The organism is Pyxidicoccus trucidator (assembly GCF_010894435.1).
Taxonomy (GTDB): Bacteria; Myxococcota; Myxococcia; order Myxococcales; family Myxococcaceae; genus Myxococcus; species Myxococcus trucidator.
The window spans coordinates 640,841-664,241 of the sequence record NZ_JAAIXZ010000004.1; the positions used below are offsets into that span (position 1 = coordinate 640,841).

Consider the following 23,401-nt stretch of genomic DNA (forward strand, 5'->3'; position numbering starts at 1 on the left):
GCCCGACACTTCCGCTGCACGGCATTCCCGGTGGATTGAGGTTGTCGCCGCGCGCGGCCCGGCCTTACATCCGCCGCACCGTGTCCATCTCCCTGGCCGAATTCCTGCTGCAGCACCGGGACACCATCATGGAGGCCTGGGAGGTGGAGGTCCGTGCCATTCCCGCGGCCCAGGCCCTCTCCCGGCCCGCGCTGCGCGACGGCCTGCCCCGGCTGCTGGAGGTGGTGGCCTCGCTGATGCGGCTGCGGCCCCACGAGGGGGTGGGCTCGGGACTGGACCCCATCCCGGACATGCACGCGCTGGAGCGGCTGGGAGAGGGCTTCAACCTCCGGCAGGTGGTGACGGAGTACCGGCTGCTGCGCGGCTGCGTGCTGCGGCTGTGGTCCGCCCGGGGCTCGCCCACGCCCCGTCCGGAGGAGGAGCGCATCTTCCATGAGGCCATGGACGAGGCGGTGGCCGCCTCCGTCAGCCGCTACACCCGCGCGCGTGAGCGCACCCTGCAGGCGCTGGACCGCATCAGCACCGCGGCCCTGGGCAGCGCCGATGTGGCCGGCTTCCTCCCGCGCCTCCTCCAGGTGCTGCGCGAGACGGTGGTCGCGGTGGACGTGGCGGCGGTGCTGCTGCGCGAGGGGGACTCGCTGCACGTGGAGAGCGTGGTGGGGGACGGCCTGGAGCCCGGCGCCCGGGTGCCCGTGGGCGAGGGCTTCACCGGCACCATCGCCGCCACGCGCCGGCCGCTGCTGGTGCACGAGGCGGGCAGCGACGCGCGGGTGAGCGAGCAGGGCCTGCGCGCGGCGGGGCTGCGCGCGCTGTACGGCGTGCCGCTGGTGCTGGACGCGGAGTTGCTGGGCGTGGCGGTGATGGGCTGCCGCTCCAGCAGCGAGCTGTCCGAGGAGGACCTGCTGCTGTTCCGCGCCATGGGCGCGCGCGCCACCGCGCTGCTGGCCCAGGCCCAGGCCCATGCCCGCGAGCGCGAGGCCCGCGCCGAGGCGGAGGCCTCGCTGGCCCGCCTGCGGGAGACGGAGGCCGGCCTGCGGCGCTGGGAGGAGGTCTTCACCCGTCTGGGCGTGGGCGTGGCGGTGGTCAGCGCGGAGGACAACGTCCTGCGGGACGTCAACCCCGCCTTCGCGCGCATGCACGGGTACGCGCCCGAGGAGCTGAAGGGGCGGCCGCTGGAGGACACCTTCGCTCCGGAGGCGCGAGGCGTGCTGCCCCGGCACGTGTCCGCCGCGCACTCCAAGCCGTCGCACGAGTACGAGTCGCTCCACGTCCGCAAGGACGGCAGCCGCTTCCCGGCCTTCTCGCACGTGACGGCCTTCCGCGACGCGGCCGGCCGGGTGGTGCAGCGGGTGGCCACCGTGCTGGACATCACCCAGCGCCGCGCGGTGGAGACGGACCGGCAGCGGCTCCTTTCCGCCATCGAAGCGGAGCGGGCGCGGCTGGCGTCGGTGCTGGACCAGATGCCCGCCGGCGTCTTCATCGCCGAGGCCCCCAGCGGGCGGCTGGTGATGGCCAGCCGGCAGGCGGAGGCGCTCACCGGGCGGACGTTCCAGGTGTCCTCCTCGGCGGAGGACGTCACCCGCGACTACCCTCCCGTGGTGCACCCGGACGGGAGGCAGTACGCGCCCGAGGAGATGCCGCTGTCGCGCAGCCTCCGTCAGGGCGAGGTGGTGCGCAGCGAGGAGCTGCTCCTCCAGCGCGAGGACGGCGGGCGGGTGACGGTGCTCGTCTCCAGCTCACCCATCCGGGACAGGGAGGGCACCATCGTCGCCGCCGTGGCCACCATGGTGGATGTCACCGAGCGGCGCCGCGCGCAGGAGGCGGCGCTGCAGGCGGCCCTCTTCGGCGAGCGGCTCATCGCCATCGTCAGCCACGATTTGCGCAACCCCCTCAACGCGATTCAGCTGTCCGCCACGCAGTTGCTGCACAGCGAGGAGCTGCCCGAGCGGGAGCGGCGGCTCGTCACCCGGCTGGCGCGCTCCAGTGACCGGATGAAGCGCATGATTTCGGAGCTGCTGGACTTCACCCGGGGCCGGCTGGGCGGCGGCATTCCCATTCAACGCATGCCCGGTGACTTGCGCGCGGTGGTGCGCCAGGGCGTGGAGGAGCTGGAGGCGGCGTGGCCGGAGCGGGGCCTCGCGCTGCACGTGGGGCCGGGCCGCTATGACGGGCAGTGGGACGCGGACCGGCTGCTGCAGGTGGTGAGCAACCTGGGCGGCAACGCGCTCCAGTACAGCTCGCCGGACACCCCCATCACCTTCCGCCTGTCGGACGCCGCGGACGCGGTGGTGCTGGAGGTCCACAACGTGGGCGAGCCCATTTCCGTGGAGGCGCAGCCGCACCTGTTCGACCCGTTCCGCCGGGGCGCCATGACGGGGCTCGGAGGCGGCGCCAGCGGCGGCCTGGGACTGGGGCTCTACATCGTCGAGCAGGTGGTGAAGGGCCACGGCGGCCGCATCAGCGTGGAGTCCACCGCCGGCACGGGCACCACCTTCCGGGTGACGCTGCCCCGCGCGGCGGCGCCGGGCTGAGGGAGGGCACCGGAGTCCGGGCCTGGGGCCCCGGCTGGCGCCGGGCCTCACCCCTGCGTCAGTGCATGCCCACCACGCGCACCAGGGTGTCGCGCAGCTCGCCCAGGTCCACCGGCTTGGGCACGGTGGCCAGCACGCCCTCGGGCAGCGGCTGCGAGTTACCCGCGCCGGACACCACCACCACCGGCAGGGCGCGCAGCCGGTCGTCCTCGCGGACGTGGCGCATCAGCTCCCAGCCGCTCATCACCGGCATCATCAAATCCAGCAGCACCGCGTCCGGCATCGGCGCGCGGCGCAGGCGCTCCCACGCCTTCAGGCCGTTGCCCGCCGTCTCCACCCGGAAGCCCTCCAGCGTGAGGAATTCCTCCAGGAGCTCCCGGCTATCGGCATGGTCTTCCACCAGGAGGACGAGGCTGGGCGTGGACATGGGCGCCAGCCTTGTACCGGAGGCCAATGGTGGCCAGTCGCGCGCTGTGTATGCGTCCGACCCTGGACGGCCCAGGTGTCCGGGACAGGACGCTCGGGGTGGGGAGTGTCAGGAGGCGGAGTCGTCCTCGGGGAGGAGCCGGTCCTCCATGGCGTCCTCGGGGGACTCGCCGGCCTGGACGCGCATCGCGGCGTAGCGCAGGCCGGCCAGCTCCGCGAGCGCCTCCGCGCGGCCGAAGACCTGGCCGGTGCGGCGCAGGTGCTCGCGCAGGGCGCGCGCCAGCTCCGCGGCGGTGTTGAAGCGCTCCACCCGGTCCGGGGCCAGGGCCTTCTGGACGAGGGGGGCGAGGGCGGCGGGCACCGCGCGGGTGGCCTCCTCCACGTCCGCGCGCGAGCAGGCGAGGATGCAGCGGGTCAGCTCGAGCGAGGCCGCGTGGCTGATGGCCTCACGCATGGCGGCGTCCAGCGCGTGCTCGCGGGTGGTGGAGTCCTGCTCGGGCCTGCGCTCGTGGCGGCTGCGGCGCTCGGCGTCGAAGCGGTCCGCGCCCTCGAAGAGGTGGCGGCCGGTGAGCAGCTGGAGCAGGACGATGCCCAGGCTGAACAGGTCCGCGCGCCCGTCCAGCTGCAGCTGGGCCACGTGCTCGGGGGCGGCGTAGGCGAGGCTGCCCTGCAGCTCATCCCCATCCGTGCCCACGCGCCCGGCCAGCCGGGACCAGGCCGCGCCGAAGTCCATCAGCTTCACCGCGCCATGCTCGGTGACGAGGATGTTGTGGGGGCCCACATCGCGGTGCACCACGTGGAGCGCACGTCCGTACTCGTCCGTGAGGTTGTGGGCGTGGTGCAGCGCGTCCGCCACCTCGGCGGTGAGATAGAGGGCGAAGCCCTCGGAGAAGGGAAGCTGGGCGCGGGCGGAGGCCTCCATCAGCGTGTCCAGGCGGTGGCCGGGCGTGTGCTCGAAGACGAGCACCGGTGCGTCGTCGGGGCCCTTGAGGTGGTGCACCGAGACGAGGTTCGGGTGGTGCAGCTGCGCGCTCAGCCGCCCCTCCTCCAGCAGCCTGCGCGCGGCCTCGGCCACGGCGCGCCGCGGGCGCTTGAGGACGGCGTAGCCGCCGAAGCCCGAGTCATGGCGGCGGCGGGTGAGCACCAGCTCTCCGTGGTGGGCGGTGCCCAGCACCCGGACGAACTCGTAGCTGGTGCGGCCGGAGCGCAGCAGCACCTGTGGCAGAGGGGGGACGTCGGACGGCAGGGACGACATGGCGGCTCTCCTCGGGCCGGACGGACCTCACGGGTCCGGCGGCTCACCCGCCGAGTATGGTCGTCCCACGTTCAGAAGTCACCCGGTGGGTAGTGCAAAACCCCCCAATGACGGGGGCTCCGCGAGCCCCGGCGGCGGGCGCCCGCCTTCCCGGGCGTCCGGACCTCGCCCCCCCGTGCGCGCCGGGCGCGGCCCCGGGGTATTTATTGTCATGTCAGTAATTGAGAGGGAGGGGGCCTGACGGACACCGGGTGACAGGAATTGGCAGCGGGGTGTCAGGCTTTACCTTGGCGCACTCCCGCCCCCTGTGAGAGCTGTGCCGGAAGGGAGGGCATGACAGGAATTGCTGGCCCGTGAACGCAGAGTCTATGGAGTTCATACGAGTGTCGGGGCATACAGGAAAAGCCGCTCTCTGAGAGTCATTCGGTGTCCGCGGCTGGCATTCCTCTCACCCTGGTCATTCCTGGAGCCCCCATGTCACGCAGTCATGTCATCCCCACCCTCGCCGCGCTGGCCTTCCTCGGAGGCTGCGATGCCGGCCTGCCTCTGGATGCCGAACCCCTCCCCGAGACGCCAGCAGGCATCGTGAGCGGGAGCCACGAAGCGGGCCTGGGCGGTATGGACTTCGTGGCCGTGGACCTGGCCGCTTCCTGCGATGCCACCGCGCTGAGCCTCTCCGCCGCCATCTGGAACGCGAGCCCCACGGGCCTCGCCGGGTCCACGGCGGCCATCTACGCGGGGGCCCCGGGGGCGGGTGGCACGCGCCTGGGCACCGTGAGCGTCCCCTTCCTGGTGGGAGGGGAGCGCTTCGGCTTCCAGCTCTCCTTCACCGTGCCGGAGGGCACCACCCAGGTCTTCGTCGTGGCGGACGATGATGGCGTCTATGCGGAGGATGACGAGGCGAACAACGTCGCGGCCTTCCTCATGCCCACCCCGTGTGCCACCAACCAGCTCCCCGCCGCCCTGTGCCAGAACGTCACCGTGCAGGCGGACGCGAGCTGCCAGGCCTCCGCCTCCATCGACAGCGGCTCGCATGACCCGGATGGCTTCCCCGGCGGGTTCAGCGTCGTGCAGAGCCCGGCCGGTCCGTTCCCCCTGGGCACCACGCCCGTCCAGCTCCACGTCACGGACGGCGCCGCTTCCAGCACCTGCTCCGCGGCGGTGACGGTGGTGGACGCGAGCGCTCCGGCGCCCGGCGCCAGCCGGGGGCTCGTCGTCGCCCCGACGGTGGGCTCCGACTACGTGCTGGTCTCCCTGGCCGACTGCGCCCTGCCGGCGACCGACAACTGCGGGGGCACGCTCGACGTGGGGCAGTCCGGCGTCATCACCCGGGTCTCCTCCGACGAGCGGGACGACGCGCTGTCCCTCCTGCGGCTGCTGGCCTGCGACGACATCAAGCTGAGCGCTGACCGGAAGTCCGCCCTCGTCCGCGCCGAGTCCGCCCTGCTGGGTAACGGCCGCGTCTACACCTTCACCTATGTGGTGCGTGACGCCGCGGGCAACGCCTCCAACGGCACGTGCGACGTCCGCGTCCCGGCGCTGCTGGGCAACCCCGCCGTCGACTCCGGCGTCACCTTCTGCCAGGGCACCGACTGCCCGCAGGGCACCACGGGCCACGGCCTGCTCTGCTCCCTGCTGTAGCCGCTGCTGCTCGAGGCTCCGCCCGGAAGGCTTCCGGGCGGGGCCCCGCCGTTCGGGTGTCCCCGGCGCCAGGAGCATTCCCACCTGGAGATGTAGTGCACTGTGGGATGCCTGCGCCGGACAAGGGGGAGAGACGGGGGACTCCCGAGGCCCCTCACTCGGCGTGCCAGTGGCCTTCAGGGGTCAGGACACTACCCGCCATATCGGTATATCGCGTACTGACTTGCTGGGTTATAAGTCGCGGAGGACTCGCGACCGAGGGCGGCCTGTTCCCGAGCAGGCCGTGGCTTCGGCCCGCACTCATAAGGTTGACGCGGTGAAGACCCACCCTGAAGGTTCCGCTTCCCCCCGCAAGCGGCCCCGGCGCCGGAGCACGACCGACCGCGCCAGGATGTCGCGTCAGCAGTTGGAGAAGCGCCTGGCGGCGAGTGTCGGAGAGGCGGCCCGTTCCGCGCGGATGCGCACGGGTCTGACGCAGGCGGACGTCGCCGAGCGCGTCGGCATCGCCGCCGAGGTGTACGGGCGCATGGAGCGCGGGAAGATGATGCCCAGCGTGCCGACCCTGTTCCGGCTGTGCCTGGCCCTGAAGCTGTCCGCGGACCTGGGGATGGGGCTCGTCACGGCGGCGTCCGTGGGGGCCGCGCTGTGGGAGGACGACTCCCGGGACAAGGACCACCTGCCGGAGATGCGCCGGCTGCTGCGGACACTGCGCCGCATGTCGCGCGGCCAGCTCAAGCTGATGAACCAGGTCGCCTCCGCCATCCTGCCTCAAAGGTGACGTCGGGCCTGGAGCGGTCAGGGGGCGGCTCCCGGGGGCGTCGGCTTCCGGGACGCACGGCGGCGCCATTCTGGCGACCGGCGTGTCGGGCCCGCTACTTCCTGGACCGGGCCCCGTCGCCACGGCCCCGCCATGCGCTTCCGCCCCTACGCCAAGATGTCCTCCGCCGGTGAGGCGCGAGCGCAGCCCAGCCCGGGCGGTACCTGGGTGGCGCTGGAGAAGCTCCACGGCGCCCAGCTCGTCGTCGCCGTCCAGGGCGGGCAGGTCCACTTCGGCAAGCGCAAGGCGTGGCTGTCCGACGAGGACCCCTTCTTCGGGTGGCAGTTGCTGCGCGTGCAGCTGGGGGATGCGGCCCGGCGGATGGCCCGCACGGTGGGGGCGGAGGGCGACGCCGTGTACCTCTATGGAGAGCTCCTCGGAGGCCACTACCCGCACCCGGACGTGCCCGCCGTGCCGGGGATGACGCCCGTGCAGACGGGCATCTGGTACGCGCCCGACTTGCGCTGGGCGCCCTTCGACATCCTGGTGGCCCGCTCGGACGAGGACGAGGGCGTGCTGCTCGCGCACCGCGATGTGGAGGCCGCGGTGCACGACGCCGGCCTGGTGCCCCCTCCTGTCGTCCGCCGGGGCACGCGCGCCGACATGGAGGCGGCGCCCACTCGCGCGCAGACCCGCTTCCCGGCGCTGCTCGGGCTGCCGCCCATCCCCGACAACGTGGCCGAGGGGCTGGTCATCAAGAGCGAGCAGCGCGCCACTCCCAGTCAGCGCGCCTCCTTCAAGCGGAAGATTGAGGAGTTCAACGAGGCCCGCTTCGACGAGAGCGAGGCGTGGGATCCACACCAGCGGCTGTCGCTGGAGGCGCTCACGGGCTGGGCGGAGCGGCTGGTGAACCCCGCGCGCATCGCCAGCGCGCTGTCCAAGTGGGGGCGGAGCGACGCCGCGCAGGTGCTCGACGAGGTGGTGCTGGACGTGCGGGTGGACCTGGAGCAGGCCTTTCCGCTGGCATATCGCGCGCTCGACGCCGCCGGCGAGGACCAGCTGTCCGCCCGCATCCGCGAGCGCGCCGTGCCGCTCGTGCAGCAGGCGACCGGGCCCTCCGGCCGGTGAGGCCTTCCGGAGGGACACAACCCGGAACCCGCGGACGGCGAAGCTCCGGCGGGTCCCGGGCACCCTGAGCGCGCACCCTGGAGGGCAACTTCGCCCTCCTCGGGTTGCGTCAGCGTCGCCGCCGCCGATGCAGCGCGAACACCAGCAGCATCAGCCCGGCCAGGGCGCCTGGAGCGGGTGCTCCCGTGCAGCCCATTCCACCGCCGAGGTAGTCCAGCGCATTCGGTGGCCTCTCGTCGCCGGGAGGCACGGGGCCGGGTCGTCCCGCGTCCTGCGAGTCACCTGTGCCTGCGTCCTCGCCGGGCGAAGTGCCGCCGTCCTCGCCTGACGTGCCGCTGTCCTCTCCACCGGACGTGCCGCCATCGTCCTCGCCCGGCGTGCCGCCGTCCTCGTTACCGGGTGAGCCACCATCCGTGTCGCCCGGCCCCGCGTCGTCCTCCGCGGTACCGCCGTCATTGTCACCCGGGCCGCCATCGGGCTCCGACGTACCGCCGTCGTTGTCACCCGCGCCCGCATCAGTCCCGGACGAGCCACCATCATTGCCGCCAGTGCCCGCATCAGTCCCGGACGAGCCACCATCATTGCCGCCAGTGCCCGCGTCACTCCCGGACGAGCCACCGTCATTGCCGCCAGTGCCCGCATCGCTCTCCGGCGTACCGCCGTCGTTGGCGCCGGTGCCCGCGTCACTCCCGGATGAGCCGCCGTCGTCATCCGGCGAGCCCGCGTCTCCTCCCGGCACACCGCCGTCACCCCCCGGGCTGCCTGCGTCGAGCGGAGTCGGCGCCTCCACCACCCACTCCCAGTTCGCGGGCGACTCGTCCGTCCGCTGCGTACGCCGGTCATGTACGTACACCCAGAACACGTGCTGTCCCGGAGCGAGGTTCGCGCGATGCCACGTGCCGTCGTTGCACGGCGCGTACATCTCGTTGTCCAGCGCGCACCAGAACTCGGGCTCCGATACGTTCTTCGACGTGAAGGTGAGGTCGGCCGTGGTGGAGGTCGTGAAGGGCGGAGGGCCCGTTTGGATGATGGTGTCCGGCTCCGGCTGTGGCTCGTCTCCCGCGAAGGCGGACGGCACCGCCAGCAGCGCCAGCGCCACCAGCAACAGCCACCCGAGCGCCCGCATCAGGGGCCCCCGCACCACGACGAAACTCGGAGGCGCAATCATGGCGTGGTCTCCCCTGCGCTGCCCGGCATGGCCGGGACGATGTGGAACTCCACGCGGCGGTTGCGCTCGCGTCCGGTGGCGGTGGCGTTGGTGTCCGCGGGCGCATCCGGTCCCCGGCCCACCGCGCGCAGCCGGCTTGCCTCCACGCCGCGTCGCTCCAATTGCCGGCACACCGACTCCGCGCGCGCCTGCGACAGCCGGCGGTTGTACGCATCCCCGCCGATGTTGTCCGTGTGCCCCTCCACCACCACCTGCTTCAGCTCCGGGTGCTCGCGCAGCACCTTCGCCACCTGGTCCATCAGCGGGTACGAGCGCGGCAGCATCTCCGCGCGGTCGAAGGCGAAGAAGATGCGCTCCGTGATTTCGAGCGTCTTCTCCGTGAGGTACACCACCTGCCGCACCGACTCCGGGCAGCCCTGGTTGGAGGTCGGCCCCGGCTCGCGCGGGCAGTTGTCCACGCCGTCCGCCACCGTGTCCGCGTCCTGGTCTACCACCTCCGCCACTTCCGGCTCCTGCGGCGCCGCGCCATCTGCCGCCGGGGGCATCGCCACCACGGCCAGGGCGCCCTCACCGGGCAGTCCCTCGCGTACGCCGCCGCGCTCCGGCTCGGGCTCCGGCGCGCGCGCCACCACGGGGATGGGCAGGGGCGCCGCCTGCTTCACCCACAGCGGGTCGAAGCCCACGCCCGCCAGCAAACGAAACGCGGGCACGCCGGGCGCCACGCCCAGGCCGGGGCCTCCCATCGCGAACACCTCGAAGCGCTCGCTGACGAGGTAGCGCGCGCCGGCCAGCACCTCGCCGGACCACAGGGCTCCACCCGTGAGCGGCGCGGAGGCGCGCAGGCTCAGCTCGCCTCGCAGCGCGCCGTCCACGTTCGTCACCCCCAGGGCGAAGGGCAGCTCCGAGCCCACCGAATGCGTGCCCACCTGCACGCGCTCTCGCAGCCGCGTGCCCGCCTCCAGCGACACCCGCATCCGGTCGAAGCGCAGGCCCATCGCGAGGCGCGGTGTCACGCTCCAGTGTCCGTCCCCCAGCAGCGCCTCGCGCCGTCCCAGCGGCAGGCCCGCGTCCACCTCCGCCGCCAGGTCCACCAGCGCGCCATCCGCCATGCGCACCAGGCCCACGCGCGCGCGCACCAGCGGCGTCCCCAGGCCCGCGCGCCGCAATTCGCCCACGCCGAGCCCCGCCAGCGACATGCCCCCCTGGCCCACCAGCACCGGCACCGCCGCACCCACCTCCAGGCGCGGATGAAGGGCGAGCGCCGCCGCCAGGTGCAGCAGTGCGCGCTCGCGCACCACCTCGCCCACGCGGCGCCCGTCTCGCACCATCACCAGCGGGTGGTGCTGGTAGTGCGTCACCATCGCCAGCCGCAGCGCGCCCGGCTCCAGCAGCAGGCCGTCCGAGCCCAGCAGCGTGCCGCGCGAGGTGGGCGTCACGGTGAGGCGCTCGAGGTCGAAGGCGGGCAGCGGCGGCGGCTCGGCGGCCACGGCGGCGGTGCCCAGGAGGAGCGGAAGCACGGCACAAGCCAGCCGGCTCCAGGACGGGGAGGATGAAGGGCGCATGGGAGGGGACTCCGGGGTAAGCCGGAAGTTGGGGAGCGCCGGGCCCCGCGGCCTCCCTCCCGTGCGGCGGAGCCCCCTGTCCTTCCCCCGACGGGGCCCCGCGCTTCGTCCACCCGCCGACGGAAGCAGGGAACTTCGACCGGACGAGAGCAGACAGGCAGGGGTCTCCACTCGGGGGTGCTTGTCACCCCGCGCCGTCCCTGGCCTCATGGAGCCCAGGGGCCGACCTGAACAGCAACGTGAAGCACATGACTCGTGGACAGAGGTGGCGAAGGGTGTGCCCGGGGGCGCGCGCCGTGGCGCTGGCGCTGGGGCTGCTCGTGCCGGTGCTCGTGGCCCAGGCCCAGGCCGTGGCCAGGTCCGACGGCGGTGTGGCCGACGCGGCCGTGTCCGCCCCGGTGGAAGCCGAGGTGGACCTGCAGCGCACGGACGCGGGCTGGGCCCTGTATCCGGGCGACCTCGCGGCTCCCGGCTCGGAGTCGGACGCAGGCGTGCCCCAGCAGGCCTTCGTGCCGCCGTCGCTGGTGGCGGACTCGCCCGCGCCGTACCCGCCGCAGCTCGCGACGGAGGGCGTGGCGGGCGTGGTGAAGCTGGAGCTGCTCCTCGACGAGGCGGGCGAGGTGGACAGCGCCACGCTGGTGGAGGGCGTCCACCCGCTGCTGGACAGGGCCGCGCTGCACGCCGCGCCCTCGCTGCGCTTCTCACCGGCCACGCTGGACGGGAAGCCGGTGCAGGTGCGCCTCTTCTTCGAGTACCGCTTCGAGGCGCCTCTTCCCATGGCCGGCGTCGATGGCGGCGCGCCGGAAGGGCCCGTGACGCTGCGCGGCCTGGTGCGCACCAAGGGCAACCGTCGCCCCATCGCCGGCGCCACGCTGCTGTCGGACCAGCTGGCGGACGCGCCGGTGCAGACGGACGCGCAGGGCCGCTTCGAGGCGCGCTGGCCGGTGGGCGTCCACAGGGTCCGCGTGCTGGCGCCCGGCCACAAGCCCTTCGTCTTCCGCGAGGCGCTCAACGCGAAGGAGGCCCTGGAGGTGGTGTACGGGCTGGAGCCGACCGTCATCAACCCGTACGAGACGGTGGTGCGCGGCGACCGCGAGCGCACCGAGGTGAGCCGCATCACGCTGCATGACGCCGAATTGCGCGAGGTGCCCGGCACCATGGGCGACCCGTTCCGCGTCGTCATGCTGATGCCGGGCGTGGGCAGCATGCTGTCCGGCGTGGCCTATCCGGTGGTGCGCGGCAGCCAGCCCGCGTCCACGGGCTACTTCCTGGACGGCATCCGCGTCCCCATCCTCTTCCACCTGTTCCTCGGGCCGGCCGTCATCCACCCGGACTTCATCGACGCCATCGACTTCTATCCGGGCACGCCGCCGCCGAAGTACGGGCGGTTGATGGGAGGCGCCATCGACGGGCGCCTCAGCCGCCCGCGCGACGACGGCGTCCACGGAAGCGCGTACGCGGACCTCATCAACGCCGGCTTCTTCATCGAGACGCCCTTCGAGGACACCCGCACCAACGTCAGCGTCGCCGGCCGCTACTCGTACACGCCGTGGATCATCGCCCTGGCCGCCAACAGCCTGCAGGGCCAGCCGGCGCCGGGCCGGGAGAACCCGAAGGTGGTGCTCGACTTCTGGGACTACCAGGCCCGCATCGAGCAGGACATCGGCAAGGGCAAGCTGCGGCTGTTCGCCTTCGGCTCCTCGGACACCTTCGGCACCGAGGCGCAGGATGCGTCCGGTGAGACAGCGCTCCAGTCCATCATCTTCCACCGCGTGGACCTGCGGTACCGCCAGCCGGTGGGCCCCGGCGAGCTGGAGGTGGGCGCCACGTGGGGGCTGGACCGCTTCGCCTTCATCAACGAGGACGTGGCCGACAACGCCAACGCCCTCTACATCGACCAGGGCACCTGGTCCGCGCGCCTGGGCTACACGATGCCGGTGTCCCCGCGACTGTCCCTGCGCGCGGGCGCGGACATCGACCACAAGCGCGCCATCGTCGACCTGCTGGACGAAGGGGGCAACGGCTCCGAGCAGGTGGAGACGGCGCCGGTGGCGCTGGGCACCTTCATGGGCGCGTGGGTGGAGGCGGTGTGGCAGCCGGACGACAAGTGGAGCGTGGTGCCCGGCTTTCGCGTGGACAACTACCACCTGTCCCCCAGCATCGACCGGGAGGCGCTGGAGCCGCGCCTCACCGTGCGCCGGAAGATGACGGACCGGCTCACCCTCAAGGGCGGCGCGGGCCTCTTCCACCAGCCGCCCACCTCCCTCATCAGCCTGCCCGTGGTGGACGTGGGCAGCCTGCTGTTGGGGCTCCAGGAGGGCGTGCAGGTGTCCGCGGGCCTCGAGTGGAAGGCGTGGAAGGACCTGGAGGTGGGGCTGGACGTCTACGTCAACCCCATGCTGCGCACGGTGGAGCTGACGCCCTTCTCCGACGAGGGACTGGTGGACGAGGTGGACCCCGACCTTCCCGATGACGTGACGACGGAGGGCGCGCGCTACGCCCGCGCCCAGCGCCGCGCGTTCCAGGAAGAGGACCCGGACGACCCCTTCATCCCCGACCGTGGCGAAATCGACTTCCCGGACTTCACGAGCACCGGCCTCGCCTACGGGATGGAGTTGCTGCTGCGCCACCCGCTGGGCAACAACTGGTTCGGGTGGCTGTCCTACTCGCTGCAGCGCAGCACCCGCCGCACGAAGTTCCACCGCTACGACAGCGCGGGCAACGTCATCGGCGAGGCGGAGGCCGACCTGCCCTTCGTCTTCGACCAGACGCACATCGTCAACCTGGTGCTCAGCTACAAGTTCTCCAACAGCATCACCGTGGGCGGCGTGGTCCACTTCAACACCGGCCGTCCGGAGGCCGGCGCGCTGGGCACCGCCACGCACCGCCCTGGCACGGACACGGCGACGCAGCGGGCCATCTGGGTGCGCTCCCAGCGGGACCGCGTGGACCGGCTGCCGGGCTTCCTCCGCTTCGACGTGCGCGTGTCCAAGGCGTGGGTGTACGACTCCTTCAACCTGGAGGCCTACCTGGACATGCTCAACGTCACCATCAGCCGGGAGACGGTGGGCTTCGAGTACACCGGCGGCGGCGGACGGCCCCTGACGAAGGAAGCGGTGGGGCTGCCCATCGTCCTGCCCATCCTCGGCGTGAAGGGCCGCTACTGAGCAGCGCGAGTGATGGATAGCTCACGCTTGTCCGGCCGCCCTGCCGCCAGCCTGCCCGTGACGGGCGCGCCGACGATGTAATCCTATAATGGTCGTTGTTCTCCTGGCCCGGCTCCCCACCGGGCCAGGGCTCCGGACGCACTCCGGACCGCCGTACATCAGGTGACCACTTCATGTTCCAGGACGGGATTCCGACGATGGCCGAGTGGCTGGAGCGACTGGGAACCCGCAATGCCGTGACTGCGCCGAATCTGTCGGTGGCGGCCCTGATGCCTCCTCCCGAGGAGGCCGCGAACCGTCCCGAGGTGTCGGGCTCCGAGCCCCCGGCGGTGCTGCTGGTGGACGACAACGCCGCCAACCTGGTGTCGCTGGAGGCCATCCTCGAGCCGCTGGGGGTGCGGATGGACAAGGCGTCCTCCGGGGAGCAGGCCCTGCGCTTCCTCCTGCGCGAGGACTACGCCGTCATCCTCCTGGACGTGCGGATGGCGGGGCTGAGCGGCTTCGAGACGGCCTCGCTCATCAAGCAGCGCGAGCGCACGCGCAACGTCCCCATCATCTTCCTCACCGCCTACGGCCGCGACGACGTGGAGCTCGTCACCGGCTACGCCACCGGCGCGGTGGACTTCCTGCAGAAGCCCTTCCCGCCGGAGGTGCTGCGCTCGAAGGTGTCCGTCTTCGTGGACCTGTTCCGCGCGCAGCAGCAGGTGCGCCGCCAGTCGGAGCTGCTGAAGCAGAAGGAGTCCGAGGCCCGGGACTCCGCGCTGCGCGCGTCCGGCTACATCGACCGGCTGCGGGACTTCGCCGCCCGGCTGTCCGAGTCCACCACGGTGGAGCAGGTGTGCCGCGCCCTCTTCGAGCAGGGGCTGGTGGCCGCCGGAGCGAAGGCGGGCGCCGTCAACCTGCTGGACGCGACGGGCGAGGCGCTCGAAATCGTGGACTCCATGGGCTACCCGGAGTCGGTGCTGGCCCAGTGGCGCCGCATCCCGCTGGGCCTGCCCATTCCGCTCACCGATTCCGTGCGGGAGCGGCGGCCCATCTGGCTGGGCTCGGTGCGCGAGTGGCGGGAGCAGTACCCGGACGTGGAGGTGCGGGGAATTCACGAGGCGGCCATCGCCCTGCCGCTGCTGGTGAAGGGCCGGGCGCTGGGCGCCATCGGCCTGTCCTTCGCGCGCGAGCGGGCCTTCACGGAGATGGACCGGGCCTTCTTCACCGCGCTGGCGCATGCGTGCGCGCAGGCGCTGGAGCGGGTGCGGCTGTCCTCCGAGGAGCGCCGGGCGCATGAGCAGGCCCGCGCCGCCGCCGCGCGGCTCCAGCTGCTGGGCGAGGCCTCCGACGCGTTCAGCGTCACCAACCGCGACCTGGACGTGCTGCTGGACACCATTGCCCGTCAGGTGTCCCGGACGCTGGCGGAGTCGTGCGCCCTCCTCCTGCTGTCCGAGGACGGTGAGCGGCTGGAGCTGGGCACCTTCCACCACGAGGACGCGGAGGTGGCGACGCTCTACCGCCAGGTGCTCCAGGCACCGCTGTCGTCGGGCGAGGGCTTCAGCGGGCGCGTGCTGCAGAGCGGCCAGTCCCAGCTCATTCCCGTGCTCACGCAGGAGCTGCTGCTGGCCCTGGTGAAGCCCGAGCATCAGGAGGCGGTCCGGCGCTTCCCCGTCCACAGTCTGGTCGGCGTCCCCCTGCGGATGCAGGGCCGCGTGGTGGGCGTGCTGTCGGTCTGCCGCTTCAGCGCGGGCCGGCCCTTCACGCGGGAGGACCAGGGCCTGGTGGAGGAGCTGGCGGCGAAGGCGGCGCTCTCCATCGAAAACGCGCGCCTGTTCGCGGAGCAGCAGCGCACCCAGGAGGAGCTGCGCCGCCGCGCCGAGTTCGAGCAGCAGCTGGTGGGCATCGTCTCCCATGACTTGCGCAACCCGCTGGCGGCCATCTCCATGTCCGCGGGGCTGCTGGAGAAGAAGGGCGAGCTGTCCGACTCGCAGAAGCGCATGGTGGTGCGCATCAACCAGGCCACCGAGCGCGCGGCGCGGATGATTCGCGACCTGCTGGACTTCACCAAGGCGCGACTGGGCGGTGGCATCGCCCTGCACCGCCAGCCCACGGACCTGAAGGACGTGGTGCACCAGGTGCTGGACGAGCTGCTGGTGGCGCACCCCGGGCGGCACGTGGAGCTGGACCTGGGGGCCGAGCTGAAGGGCGAGTGGGACCCGGACCGCATCGCCCAGGTGCTGACGAACCTCCTTGGCAACGCGCTGGCCTACAGCCCCGCCGGCGCGCCGGTGCGGGTGGGCGCGCGCGTGGACGGGGAGCAGGCGCTGCTGACGGTCTTCAACGGCGGTGACCCCATTCCCCCGGAGCTGCTACCGCGCCTGTTCGAGCCGATGACGCGCGGGACGCTGAAGGAGGGCCAGTCCAGCCGGAGCATCGGCCTGGGGCTCTACATCGTCCGCGACATCGTCCGCGGGCACGGCGGTGGCGTGGACGTGGTGTCCTCCGCGGAGCACGGCACCACCTTCACCGTGTGGCTTCCCCGCTACGGGGCGTGAGGTAGCGTGGGGGGCGGTGCACCCCACCTCGCTGTGAAAGGAGCGGCTCCCTCTCCCGGAGGGGGTCGGCCACCTCATGCGCTACCTCGTCGCGGCGCTCGCCCTGCTGAGCGCTCCCGTCCTGGCCCAATCGAAGCCCTCGGCTTCTCCCCAGTCCGTGGCGGAGCCTTCGCTCCCCCGGCAGCTGGCGGAGACGAGCTATTTCAGCGTGGGGCGTCCCGGCCTCACGAGCATCACCCCCGACGAAAAGACCGTCTATTTCCTCCGGGCCTCGCCCACCTCCCGGCTCCAGACGCTCTTCGCCTTCGACGTGGCGACGGGCCAGACGCGCGAGGTGCTCACCCCGGAGGCGCTCCTGAAGGGCGCGGAGGAGACGCTCTCCGCCGAGGAGAAGGCCCGGCGCGAGCGCATGCGCCTGCGCGCCTCGGGCTTCACCTCCTTCGAGCTGACCCGTGACGGCGAGAAGCTGCGGCTGGGGCTGTCCGGCCGGCTGTACGTGGTGGAGCGCGCCTCCGGGAAGGTGACGGAGGTGAAGACGGGGCCCGGCGTCATCGACCCGAGCTTCTCTCCCGACGGCCGGCAGGTGGCGTACGTGCGCGACAACGACGTCTACCGCGTGGAGCTGGCCTCCAACCGGGAGCACCGGGTGACGCGCGGCGGGACACCGGGGAAGCCCCACGGCCTGGCCGAGTTCCTCGCCCAGGAGGAGATGGGCCGCTACTCGGGCTACTGGTGGAGCCCGGACGCGAAGCTCCTCGCGTACACGGAGGTGGACACGGCCGGGATGGAGCAGTTCACCATCGTCGACGTCATGCACCCGGAGGCCGGCGCCCAGCGCTTCCCGTACCCGCGCGCGGGCCAGGCCAACGCGAAGGTGCGGCTGGGCCTCATCCCCGCGACGGGCGGCAGGACGACGTGGGTGGACTGGGACGCCGGGAAGTACCCGTACCTGGCCGCCGTCACGTGGCCGGAGAAGGGGCCGCTGACGCTGCTGGTGCAGAACCGCCTGCAGACGGAGGAGCAGGTGCTCGCGGTGGACGTGAAGACGGGCCGCACGCGCGTGCTGCTCACGGAGCAGGACGAGGCGTGGCTGGACTTGTATCCGCCCTTCCCCCACTGGCTCCCGGACGGCAGCGGCTTCCTCTGGCTCACCGAGCGCAACGGCGCCCACGAGGTGGAGCTGCGCAACGCGGACGGGAGCCTCGCGCGCTCGCTGGTGAAGCCCGACGCGGGCTTCCGCGCCCTGGTGCGCTACCTCCCCGAGGAGGACACGCTCTACTTCCTCGGCGGCCCCAACCCCACCGAGCGCTACCTGTGGTGCGTGGTGAAGGGCGGGGCGCCCACGCGGGTGACGTCGGGCGGCCCGGCGCTGGAGTCCGCGCGGATGAGCGAGAAGGGCGGCCTGCTCACGCTGTCCACCGAGGGGCCCACGAGCCTGCGGCGCGTCCACGTGCTGAAGTCGGACGGCACGCGCGTGGGCGAGCTGCCCTCCGTGGCGAAGGAGCCTCCCTTCCAGCCGCGCCTCGAAGTCCGGCAGGTGGGCAAGGAGGGCTTCTGGGCGTCCATCGTCCGCCCGCGCTACTTCAAGCCGGGCGTGAAGCTGCCCGTCATCGTGGACGTGTACGGCGGCGCCATCGCCACCAGCGTCCACCAGAGCATGGTGCAGCACCTCATGGCGCAGTGGATGGCGGACCAGGGCTTCCTCGTCGTGAAGTTCGACGGGCGCGGCACGCCGCTGCGGGGGCGCGAGTGGCAGCGGGCCGTGAAATACAACCTGGGAATGGTGACGCTGGATGACCAGGTCGCCGCCCTGAAGGCGCTCGCCGCGGAAGTGCCCGAGGTGGACGTGCAGCGCGCGGGCATCGTCGGGTGGAGCCACGGGGGCTACATCAGCGCGCTCGCCGCCATGGAGCGGCCGGACGTCTTCAAGGCCGCCGTGGCCGGCGCGCTGGTGGCGGACTGGCGCGACTACGACACGCACGTCTCCGAGCGCCTGCTGGGCCTGCCCCAGGAGCACCCGGAGGCGTACGACCGGAGCTCGCTGCTCACCTACGCGAAGCAGGACAAGCCCATCGGCAAGCTGCTGCTCATCCACGGCACCGCCGACGACAACGTCTACTTCTTCCACACGCTGAAGCTGTCGGACGCGCTGTTCCGCGCCGGCCGGCCGCACGAGGTGCTGCCCTTGAGCGGCTTCACGCACATGGTGGCGGATCCGCTCGTCAGCGAGCGCCTGGAGGAGCGGGTGATGCGGCACTTCCGGGAGCACCTGTCGCCGGCCCCGGGCGTCACGAGCCGTTGACGTGCGGAATGCTCACGGGTGAGCACTGCACCCGGTGGGTGTACCCGGGGGCAGGCTCGCACCGCCGGGGACATGGCACTCTCCGTCCTCCGCCGCGCGCAGCCTGTCCGGCGGGCGTGGCGCCATGCGCGCCCGGGGGAAGTCCAATGGCGGGTCTGTCAGCGCTACCCGGGGTCGCCCCGGCATGGACGCCCCATGCGGGAAGCCCGGCACCCTGCATCCTCTTCGAGCCGGTGCGAGCACCCGCCGGCGACGTGCTCGACTTCCATTGCGCGTCGCTCAACGCGGCCGCGGAGGACGTGGTGCGCGACTGGGGGCTGGAGCCGCGCCTGTCGTCCTGGCCGGCCGGGGGCGTGAGCGGGCTGGCGGTGGAGGACTGTGTGCGCCTGGGTGCCACCGGCGTGCCGCTGTCCGTCCCCCTGCGGGTGCGGCGCGAGGGCGTGGACGCGCGCTTCCAGGCGGTGGCGGTGAGGGAAGGGGAGGGCTTCGCGCTGTGGCTGCTGCCCCCGGTGGAGGAGGACGCGCAGGCGCTGCGCGAGACGCTGGAGCGCGAGCGCGAGGCCCGGCGCAAGGCGGAGGCGGCGCTGGAGGGCGCGAGGGCCACGCAGGCCGAGCATGAGCAGGCGGAGGCCACGCTGCGCGAGGCGGAGGAGCGCTACCGGCTGGCGGCGCGCGCCACCCATGACGTGCTGTGGGACTGGGACCTGGCCACCGGCGCCGTGCGCTGGGAGGCGAGCCCGGGGGAGTTGTTCGGCTACGGCCCGGACACGTCCACCCACGGGCTGGACTGGTGGGCGGTGCGCGTGCACCCCGACGAGCGCGAGGCGGCGGCCGCCGGCCTGCGGGACTTCGTGGCCTCCACGCGCGCCGCGTGGCAGGCGGAGTACCGCTTCCTGCGCGGCGATGGCACCTGGGCCCATGTGCTGGACAGGGGCGTGCTGGCGCGCGACGGGGCGGGCCGGCCGGTGCGGATGATTGGCTCGATGATGGACATGACCGAGCGCCACCGCGCGCTGGAGCGCCTGTCGGAGGAGGCGCGGTTCCGCGAGCGCTTCATCGGCATCCTCGGCCATGACCTCCGCAACCCGCTGAACGCCATCTCCCTGTCCGCGCGGGCCCTGCGGCGGCGCAGCGCGCACAACTCCAACCATCAGCAACTGGCCCAGCGAATCGAGCGGAGCGCGGCGCGGATGGGGACGATGATTTCCGACATCCTCGACCTCACCCGCGCGCGGCTGTCGGGCGGCATCCCCCTGAACCTGGCGCCGGTGAACCTCACCACCGTGTGCAGGCAGGTGGTGGAGGAGCTGACGGCCGCGTGGCCGGAGCGCTACATCGCCTTCGACGTGGACGGCCGCGCGGACGGCGTCTGGGACGCGGACCGGCTGGCGCAGGTGCTCAGCAACCTGGTGGGCAACGCGCTGGAGCATGGCGCGCAGGATGCGCCGGTGATTCTGCGTTGCATGGAACAGGACGTGTGGCAGGTCCTCGAGGTCAATAACCCGGGTGCGCCCATACCCGCGCCGCAGCTCGCGACGCTGTTCGACCCGTTCCGCCAGGCCAGCACGGCTCGCGAGAAGGGCCGGCGGCGGGGTGGGCTGGGACTCGGCTTGTTCATCGTGCGAGAGATTGTCCAGGCCCATGGAGGCAGCGTGCACGTGAGCTCTTCCGAGCACGACGGCACCACCTTCACGGTGTCACTGCCGCGTGACGCACGGGCCGCGCGTGCGGCCGCGACGGTGAGCGCACCGCGCGGCGCCTGAGTCATTACAGACGAGAAAGTCTTCCGTGTGGCTGTCTCACGGTGGAGAGTCAGGCGGAACACGGAATACGTGTTTGCCGCAGGACCGAGATGTTCGATCTGCACGCGGGGACACCTGTCAGCCCGAGCGGGAAGCACTACCCGTTGTCGTGACCGCACGAACCGCGGTCACCCCCAACGCGGAGGCTGTCCCATGCACCAGCTCACTTCCCAGACCTCTTCCCGCTTCGAGGTCACCCGTAGCTGGAGCCGCCATCCGCGCGGCTGGGGGCTGGTACCCATGCTGCTCTGCGTCGCGGCCATCGGCTGCGGCCCCGCGGAGCCGGGGATGGACCTGGAGGGCGAGTCTCTCGGCACCCACGCGGACGGGCTGCTGTCGCAGAACGGGCTCTCCACCAACGGGCTCTCCACGAATGGCCTGTCGACGAATGGCTTGTCGACGAATGGCCTGTCGACGAATGGCTTGTCGACGAATGGCCTGTCGACGAACGGCTTGTCGACAAATGGTTTCAGCACGTGGTTTGGCGCGGACCCGGCGCGCTCGGACGAGGTGATGCGATACATGGCGCGGTGCGCGCTGGCCTCGGGACAGTCGCTGACGTACACGCACGCGGGCACGACGTACACGTGGACGGGCGTGCTGGGCCTGGCGCCGGGCTGGGCGGGTGGCGCGACGGCGACGCTGTTGGAGCAGCAGGTGGTGTCCGGCTGCCTGGCGGCGCACGTGAACAAGTACGGCGTGCACCTGAACATCTCCGTGCTGGGGCGGGACGCGCTGGGCGCCGTCATTCCGACCGACACCGGCGAGCTGACGACGTACAACCAGCCGGAGGCGGTCTTCTTCGGCAACCTCTTCAACGGCGAGGGGCTCTTCGCGGCGAACGACGCGGACTACCTGTCCTATGACCAGAGCACCGTGCGCGCCTGCGGCCTGTCGTCGTGGGCGGGAGACCCGGACTGCGCCGTGGTCATCGGCCACGTGGGCTCCGCGCGGACGTACTGCCAGCTGGACACGTCGCGGACGTACTACACGAAGTGCACGTACAACGGGAAGGCGTACCGCCCCATCACCACCCGCATCCGCACCCAGGACATCTACCACTGCGGTGACGGCACCTGTCAGCTCTCCGAGAGCTGCGGCACCAGCACCACCGCCGCGAGCTGCCAGTCGGACTGCGGCGTCTGCCCGTGAGCCAGGTGGTTCCCGCGCCTTCCCGTCACGGGAGGCACGGTGGAGCGAGGAGGCCGGGGCGCCAGGCCCCGTCCTCCTGATTCACAGCCGGTGCCCGAGCCAGTGGCTCACGGAGCGCCGCACGAGAGCCACTGGCCCAGCCTGACGCGCTCATCCATGGAGGGCGCGGGGCGCGAGGCCGGAGGCATCGAGGTGTTCCTCGCGGCTGGCCCGGCGGCCGAGTGCGCGTCGATGGCCTCCGCCCACTGGCGCACCGCTTCGGGAGTGTCGAAGTCCACGCCCGCTGGAGCTCCCTCGCGCGCCGCCTCCGTCGCGCTGGCGCTGTGGCACGAGAGGCAGTGTGTCTCCAGGAAGGCGCGGCCGAAGTCCTGGGCCGTGGGACCACCGCCCGGCGGGCACACCGCGCCCGAGGCCCGCATGTGCTCGGAGTCGGCCTGCGGGTGGTGGTCGTCGGAGCCACAGCCTCCGCTGTCGCCTCCGCCGCCTCCACTTCCTCCGTGACCGAGGCTCAGCCCGGCGAGGACCCATAACGGCAGGAGGCGGAACAGCGGACGTGTGGCCATGAGCATTCTCCGGTGAGAGCCAGCGGGGATGGGTAGGAACGTGGCCCCGCGCGGACCAGCGCACCAGAAGGGCGGCGCCGCGTCCCTTTCCGCACGCCCGTGGGGGCGGGCCGCCGCAGTGGGAAGCCGCGCTCCTCGGCGCGCCAGGTGTGGTAGCGCTGGCCCGTGGGGGGATGCCCTCGCGATGAAGCACTGATTTTCTCGACACGACGCGCTCGCCGCCGGCCCGGTGCTCTATCGGACAGGACGGAGACCATGCGTTCTTTCTCCCGATTGGGAAAAGCAGGAGATGGGCATGGCCGCGCATGGAAGCCGGGCCGTTGTGTGGCTGCTATCGCTGCGCCTCCCGAGAGTCGGGATTGGGATGAACCATGTCGGCTGATTGTCTGCGGCGGCGATGGATGCTGCTGTCCTGCGTGGCCATGCTGGCAACCGGCTGCGCCACGTCGGCTCCCCGGCCGGGCCACAGGGGGGCGTTGGCTCAGGGGCTACGCCCCGCACAGGCTGGATGGGACACTGCGGGCATCCACCAGGACGCCGAGGGTTCCCCCATCGAACCAGGTGCGTCAGAGCGGCTGAACCTCCGACTTGGGTCGGGTCGTGAGCAGGGCTCGGTCATGGACAGGGCGGACCCCTGTGAAGTAGCGGGTGGGCAGCCGCTGCCCTCAGGATGGCCTGCCCTGTCCTCCAGCAAGGACGTGCTCGCGTCCTTCCTGGCATGCGCGTCGCCCGCGGAATTCATGGCACTGCAGCGCAGGGTGGACATGCCCCGGTTGGTGGGAGGGCTGGACGACTGGGATGCAGTCCTTCTGGGTGCCCTGGGGCCCTTGGGGGCGGACGCGTCCACGGTACTGAACCGCAAGCGTGCCAGCTTCCTCGTCACCTCGGTCGAGGAGTACGGCCTCTCCCGGACCGAGGTATTTGCCCTCTTCATCGTCCACTCGGCCTTCGACGACGACCTGCGCCAGTTGCTCGGCCTGCTGGGCGACGCCAGGCAACTGGGAGAGACGCTGGGACGGATGGGCACTGTCCGCGAGGAGCTGCAGCGGCGGGGGATGAAGCTCTCCGAGACCCTGGACCGGGCCGAACGTGCCAGTGACATGCTCCGGGGACTGGGCCGAGCAGGCCGGGATGCGCTCTCCAGCACCCAGGTTCGCGATGGAGCTCGCTATCAGGGCTTCACGGCGAAGCGGGGGCAGCTACCGCCGGCGTACCAGGAAGCGCTCGATGCCGTAGAGAGGGAGCTGGTGTCGCAGCACTTCTCACCTGGAAGCACGGCACTAGAGCGCCAAACAGGTTAGTGGAACCTCAGGCCGCAAGCCGCCGCTTCTCGTCGATGCGGCGGTGGAGGGTCTCCAGGTTCTGGAGAGCGCAGAGCCTGCGAAGGTCGAAGGTGTTCTTCCGGGT

General features: G+C 72.1%; 15 protein-coding genes. 10 read left to right on the forward strand and 5 right to left on the reverse strand.

All coding sequences use genetic code 11. The features are described from left to right. The first annotated feature begins 41 nt into the window (after nucleotides 1–41). Nucleotides 42–2,531 (forward strand): PAS domain S-box protein, encoded by a 2,490-nt coding sequence (locus G4D85_RS15885; RefSeq protein ID WP_240359299.1) that lies wholly within the window; start codon nucleotides 42–44, stop codon nucleotides 2,529–2,531. A gap of 58 nt (nucleotides 2,532–2,589) precedes the next feature. Here the strand turns inward: G4D85_RS15885 and G4D85_RS15890 are convergent, their stop codons facing one another. Together G4D85_RS15890 and G4D85_RS15895 are read right to left on the reverse strand one after the other, a co-directional pair. Further along, nucleotides 2,590–2,958 carry a response regulator gene (locus G4D85_RS15890; RefSeq protein ID WP_164012704.1) on the reverse strand — a complete coding sequence of 123 codons (369 nt, stop codon included), beginning with the start codon at nucleotides 2,956–2,958 and terminating at the stop codon, nucleotides 2,590–2,592. 108 nt (nucleotides 2,959–3,066) lie between these two features. Next, entirely contained in the window at nucleotides 3,067–4,212 is a 1,146-nt protein-coding gene (locus tag G4D85_RS15895; RefSeq protein WP_164012706.1) for a serine/threonine-protein kinase, read from the reverse strand. Nucleotides 4,213–4,686: 474 nt separating this feature from the next. On the opposite strand from G4D85_RS15895, the gene G4D85_RS15900 reads away from it, so the two are divergent. The 3 genes from G4D85_RS15900 to G4D85_RS15910 all read left to right on the forward strand — a co-directional run bounded on the left by G4D85_RS15900 (nucleotide 4,687) and on the right by G4D85_RS15910 (nucleotide 7,738). Further along, nucleotides 4,687–5,853, forward strand: a complete 1,167-nt coding sequence (locus G4D85_RS15900; RefSeq protein ID WP_164012708.1) for a hypothetical protein — start codon at nucleotides 4,687–4,689, stop codon at nucleotides 5,851–5,853. 406 nt (nucleotides 5,854–6,259) lie between these two features. Then, nucleotides 6,260–6,631 (forward strand): helix-turn-helix domain-containing protein, encoded by a 372-nt coding sequence (locus G4D85_RS15905; protein WP_240359307.1) that lies wholly within the window; start codon nucleotides 6,260–6,262, stop codon nucleotides 6,629–6,631. Between the two features lie 132 nt (nucleotides 6,632–6,763). After that, nucleotides 6,764–7,738, forward strand: a complete 975-nt coding sequence (locus G4D85_RS15910; protein WP_164012712.1) for an RNA ligase family protein — start codon at nucleotides 6,764–6,766, stop codon at nucleotides 7,736–7,738. A gap of 109 nt (nucleotides 7,739–7,847) precedes the next feature. On the opposite strand, the gene G4D85_RS15915 is transcribed toward G4D85_RS15910, so the two are convergent. Then, nucleotides 7,848–8,906 carry an MYXO-CTERM sorting domain-containing protein gene (locus tag G4D85_RS15915; RefSeq protein WP_164012714.1) on the reverse strand — a complete coding sequence of 353 codons (1,059 nt, stop codon included), beginning with the start codon at nucleotides 8,904–8,906 and terminating at the stop codon, nucleotides 7,848–7,850. Next, nucleotides 8,903–10,423, reverse strand: a complete 1,521-nt coding sequence (locus G4D85_RS15920; RefSeq protein WP_164012715.1) for an OmpA family protein — start codon at nucleotides 10,421–10,423, stop codon at nucleotides 8,903–8,905. Before G4D85_RS15920 ends, G4D85_RS15915 begins: the two co-directional genes overlap by 4 nt. A 293-nt stretch (nucleotides 10,424–10,716) precedes the next feature. On the opposite strand from G4D85_RS15920, the gene G4D85_RS15925 reads away from it, so the two are divergent. The 5 genes from G4D85_RS15925 to G4D85_RS15945 all read left to right on the forward strand — a co-directional run bounded on the left by G4D85_RS15925 (nucleotide 10,717) and on the right by G4D85_RS15945 (nucleotide 21,431). Next, nucleotides 10,717–13,635, forward strand: a complete 2,919-nt coding sequence (locus G4D85_RS15925) for a TonB family protein (RefSeq protein ID WP_164012717.1) — start codon at nucleotides 10,717–10,719, stop codon at nucleotides 13,633–13,635. A gap of 173 nt (nucleotides 13,636–13,808) precedes the next feature. Further along, nucleotides 13,809–16,175, forward strand: a complete 2,367-nt coding sequence (locus G4D85_RS15930; protein WP_164012719.1) for a hybrid sensor histidine kinase/response regulator — start codon at nucleotides 13,809–13,811, stop codon at nucleotides 16,173–16,175. A gap of 76 nt (nucleotides 16,176–16,251) precedes the next feature. Next, entirely contained in the window at nucleotides 16,252–18,477 is a 2,226-nt protein-coding gene (locus G4D85_RS15935) for a S9 family peptidase (RefSeq protein WP_164012721.1), read from the forward strand. Nucleotides 18,478–18,623: 146 nt separating this feature from the next. Further along, complete coding sequence (locus G4D85_RS15940; RefSeq protein WP_240359300.1) at nucleotides 18,624–20,240, forward strand: sensor histidine kinase; 1,617 nt, start codon at nucleotides 18,624–18,626, stop codon at nucleotides 20,238–20,240. Between the two features lie 192 nt (nucleotides 20,241–20,432). Beyond that, nucleotides 20,433–21,431 (forward strand): hypothetical protein, encoded by a 999-nt coding sequence (locus G4D85_RS15945; protein WP_164012723.1) that lies wholly within the window; start codon nucleotides 20,433–20,435, stop codon nucleotides 21,429–21,431. A gap of 107 nt (nucleotides 21,432–21,538) precedes the next feature. Here the strand turns inward: G4D85_RS15945 and G4D85_RS15950 are convergent, their stop codons facing one another. Continuing rightward, nucleotides 21,539–21,994 (reverse strand): hypothetical protein, encoded by a 456-nt coding sequence (locus tag G4D85_RS15950; protein ID WP_164012725.1) that lies wholly within the window; start codon nucleotides 21,992–21,994, stop codon nucleotides 21,539–21,541. 740 nt (nucleotides 21,995–22,734) lie between these two features. Here G4D85_RS15950 and G4D85_RS15955 point away from each other — a divergent pair. Then, the gene (locus tag G4D85_RS15955; protein WP_164012727.1) at nucleotides 22,735–23,295 is read left to right on the forward strand and encodes a hypothetical protein; all 561 of its coding nucleotides are present in this window, start codon (nucleotides 22,735–22,737) and stop codon (nucleotides 23,293–23,295) included. Nucleotides 23,296–23,401 lie beyond the last annotated feature (106 nt).

Coding starts and splice junctions, on each gene's coding strand:
- G4D85_RS15900 (WP_164012708.1), top strand. CDS start 4,687: ATGTCACGCAGTCATGTCATCCCCACCCTCGCCGCGCTGGCCTTCCTC.
- G4D85_RS15925 (WP_164012717.1), top strand. CDS start 10,717: ATGACTCGTGGACAGAGGTGGCGAAGGGTGTGCCCGGGGGCGCGCGCC.
- G4D85_RS15895 (WP_164012706.1), bottom strand. CDS start 4,212: ATGTCGTCCCTGCCGTCCGACGTCCCCCCTCTGCCACAGGTGCTGCTG.
- G4D85_RS15955 (WP_164012727.1), top strand. CDS start 22,735: ATGGCACTGCAGCGCAGGGTGGACATGCCCCGGTTGGTGGGAGGGCTG.
- G4D85_RS15930 (WP_164012719.1), top strand. CDS start 13,809: ATGTTCCAGGACGGGATTCCGACGATGGCCGAGTGGCTGGAGCGACTG.
- G4D85_RS15945 (WP_164012723.1), top strand. CDS start 20,433: ATGCACCAGCTCACTTCCCAGACCTCTTCCCGCTTCGAGGTCACCCGT.
- G4D85_RS15940 (WP_240359300.1), top strand. CDS start 18,624: ATGGCGGGTCTGTCAGCGCTACCCGGGGTCGCCCCGGCATGGACGCCC.
- G4D85_RS15935 (WP_164012721.1), top strand. CDS start 16,252: ATGCGCTACCTCGTCGCGGCGCTCGCCCTGCTGAGCGCTCCCGTCCTG.
- G4D85_RS15950 (WP_164012725.1), bottom strand. CDS start 21,994: ATGGCCACACGTCCGCTGTTCCGCCTCCTGCCGTTATGGGTCCTCGCC.
- G4D85_RS15915 (WP_164012714.1), bottom strand. CDS start 8,906: ATGATTGCGCCTCCGAGTTTCGTCGTGGTGCGGGGGCCCCTGATGCGG.
- G4D85_RS15910 (WP_164012712.1), top strand. CDS start 6,764: ATGCGCTTCCGCCCCTACGCCAAGATGTCCTCCGCCGGTGAGGCGCGA.
- G4D85_RS15890 (WP_164012704.1), bottom strand. CDS start 2,958: ATGTCCACGCCCAGCCTCGTCCTCCTGGTGGAAGACCATGCCGATAGC.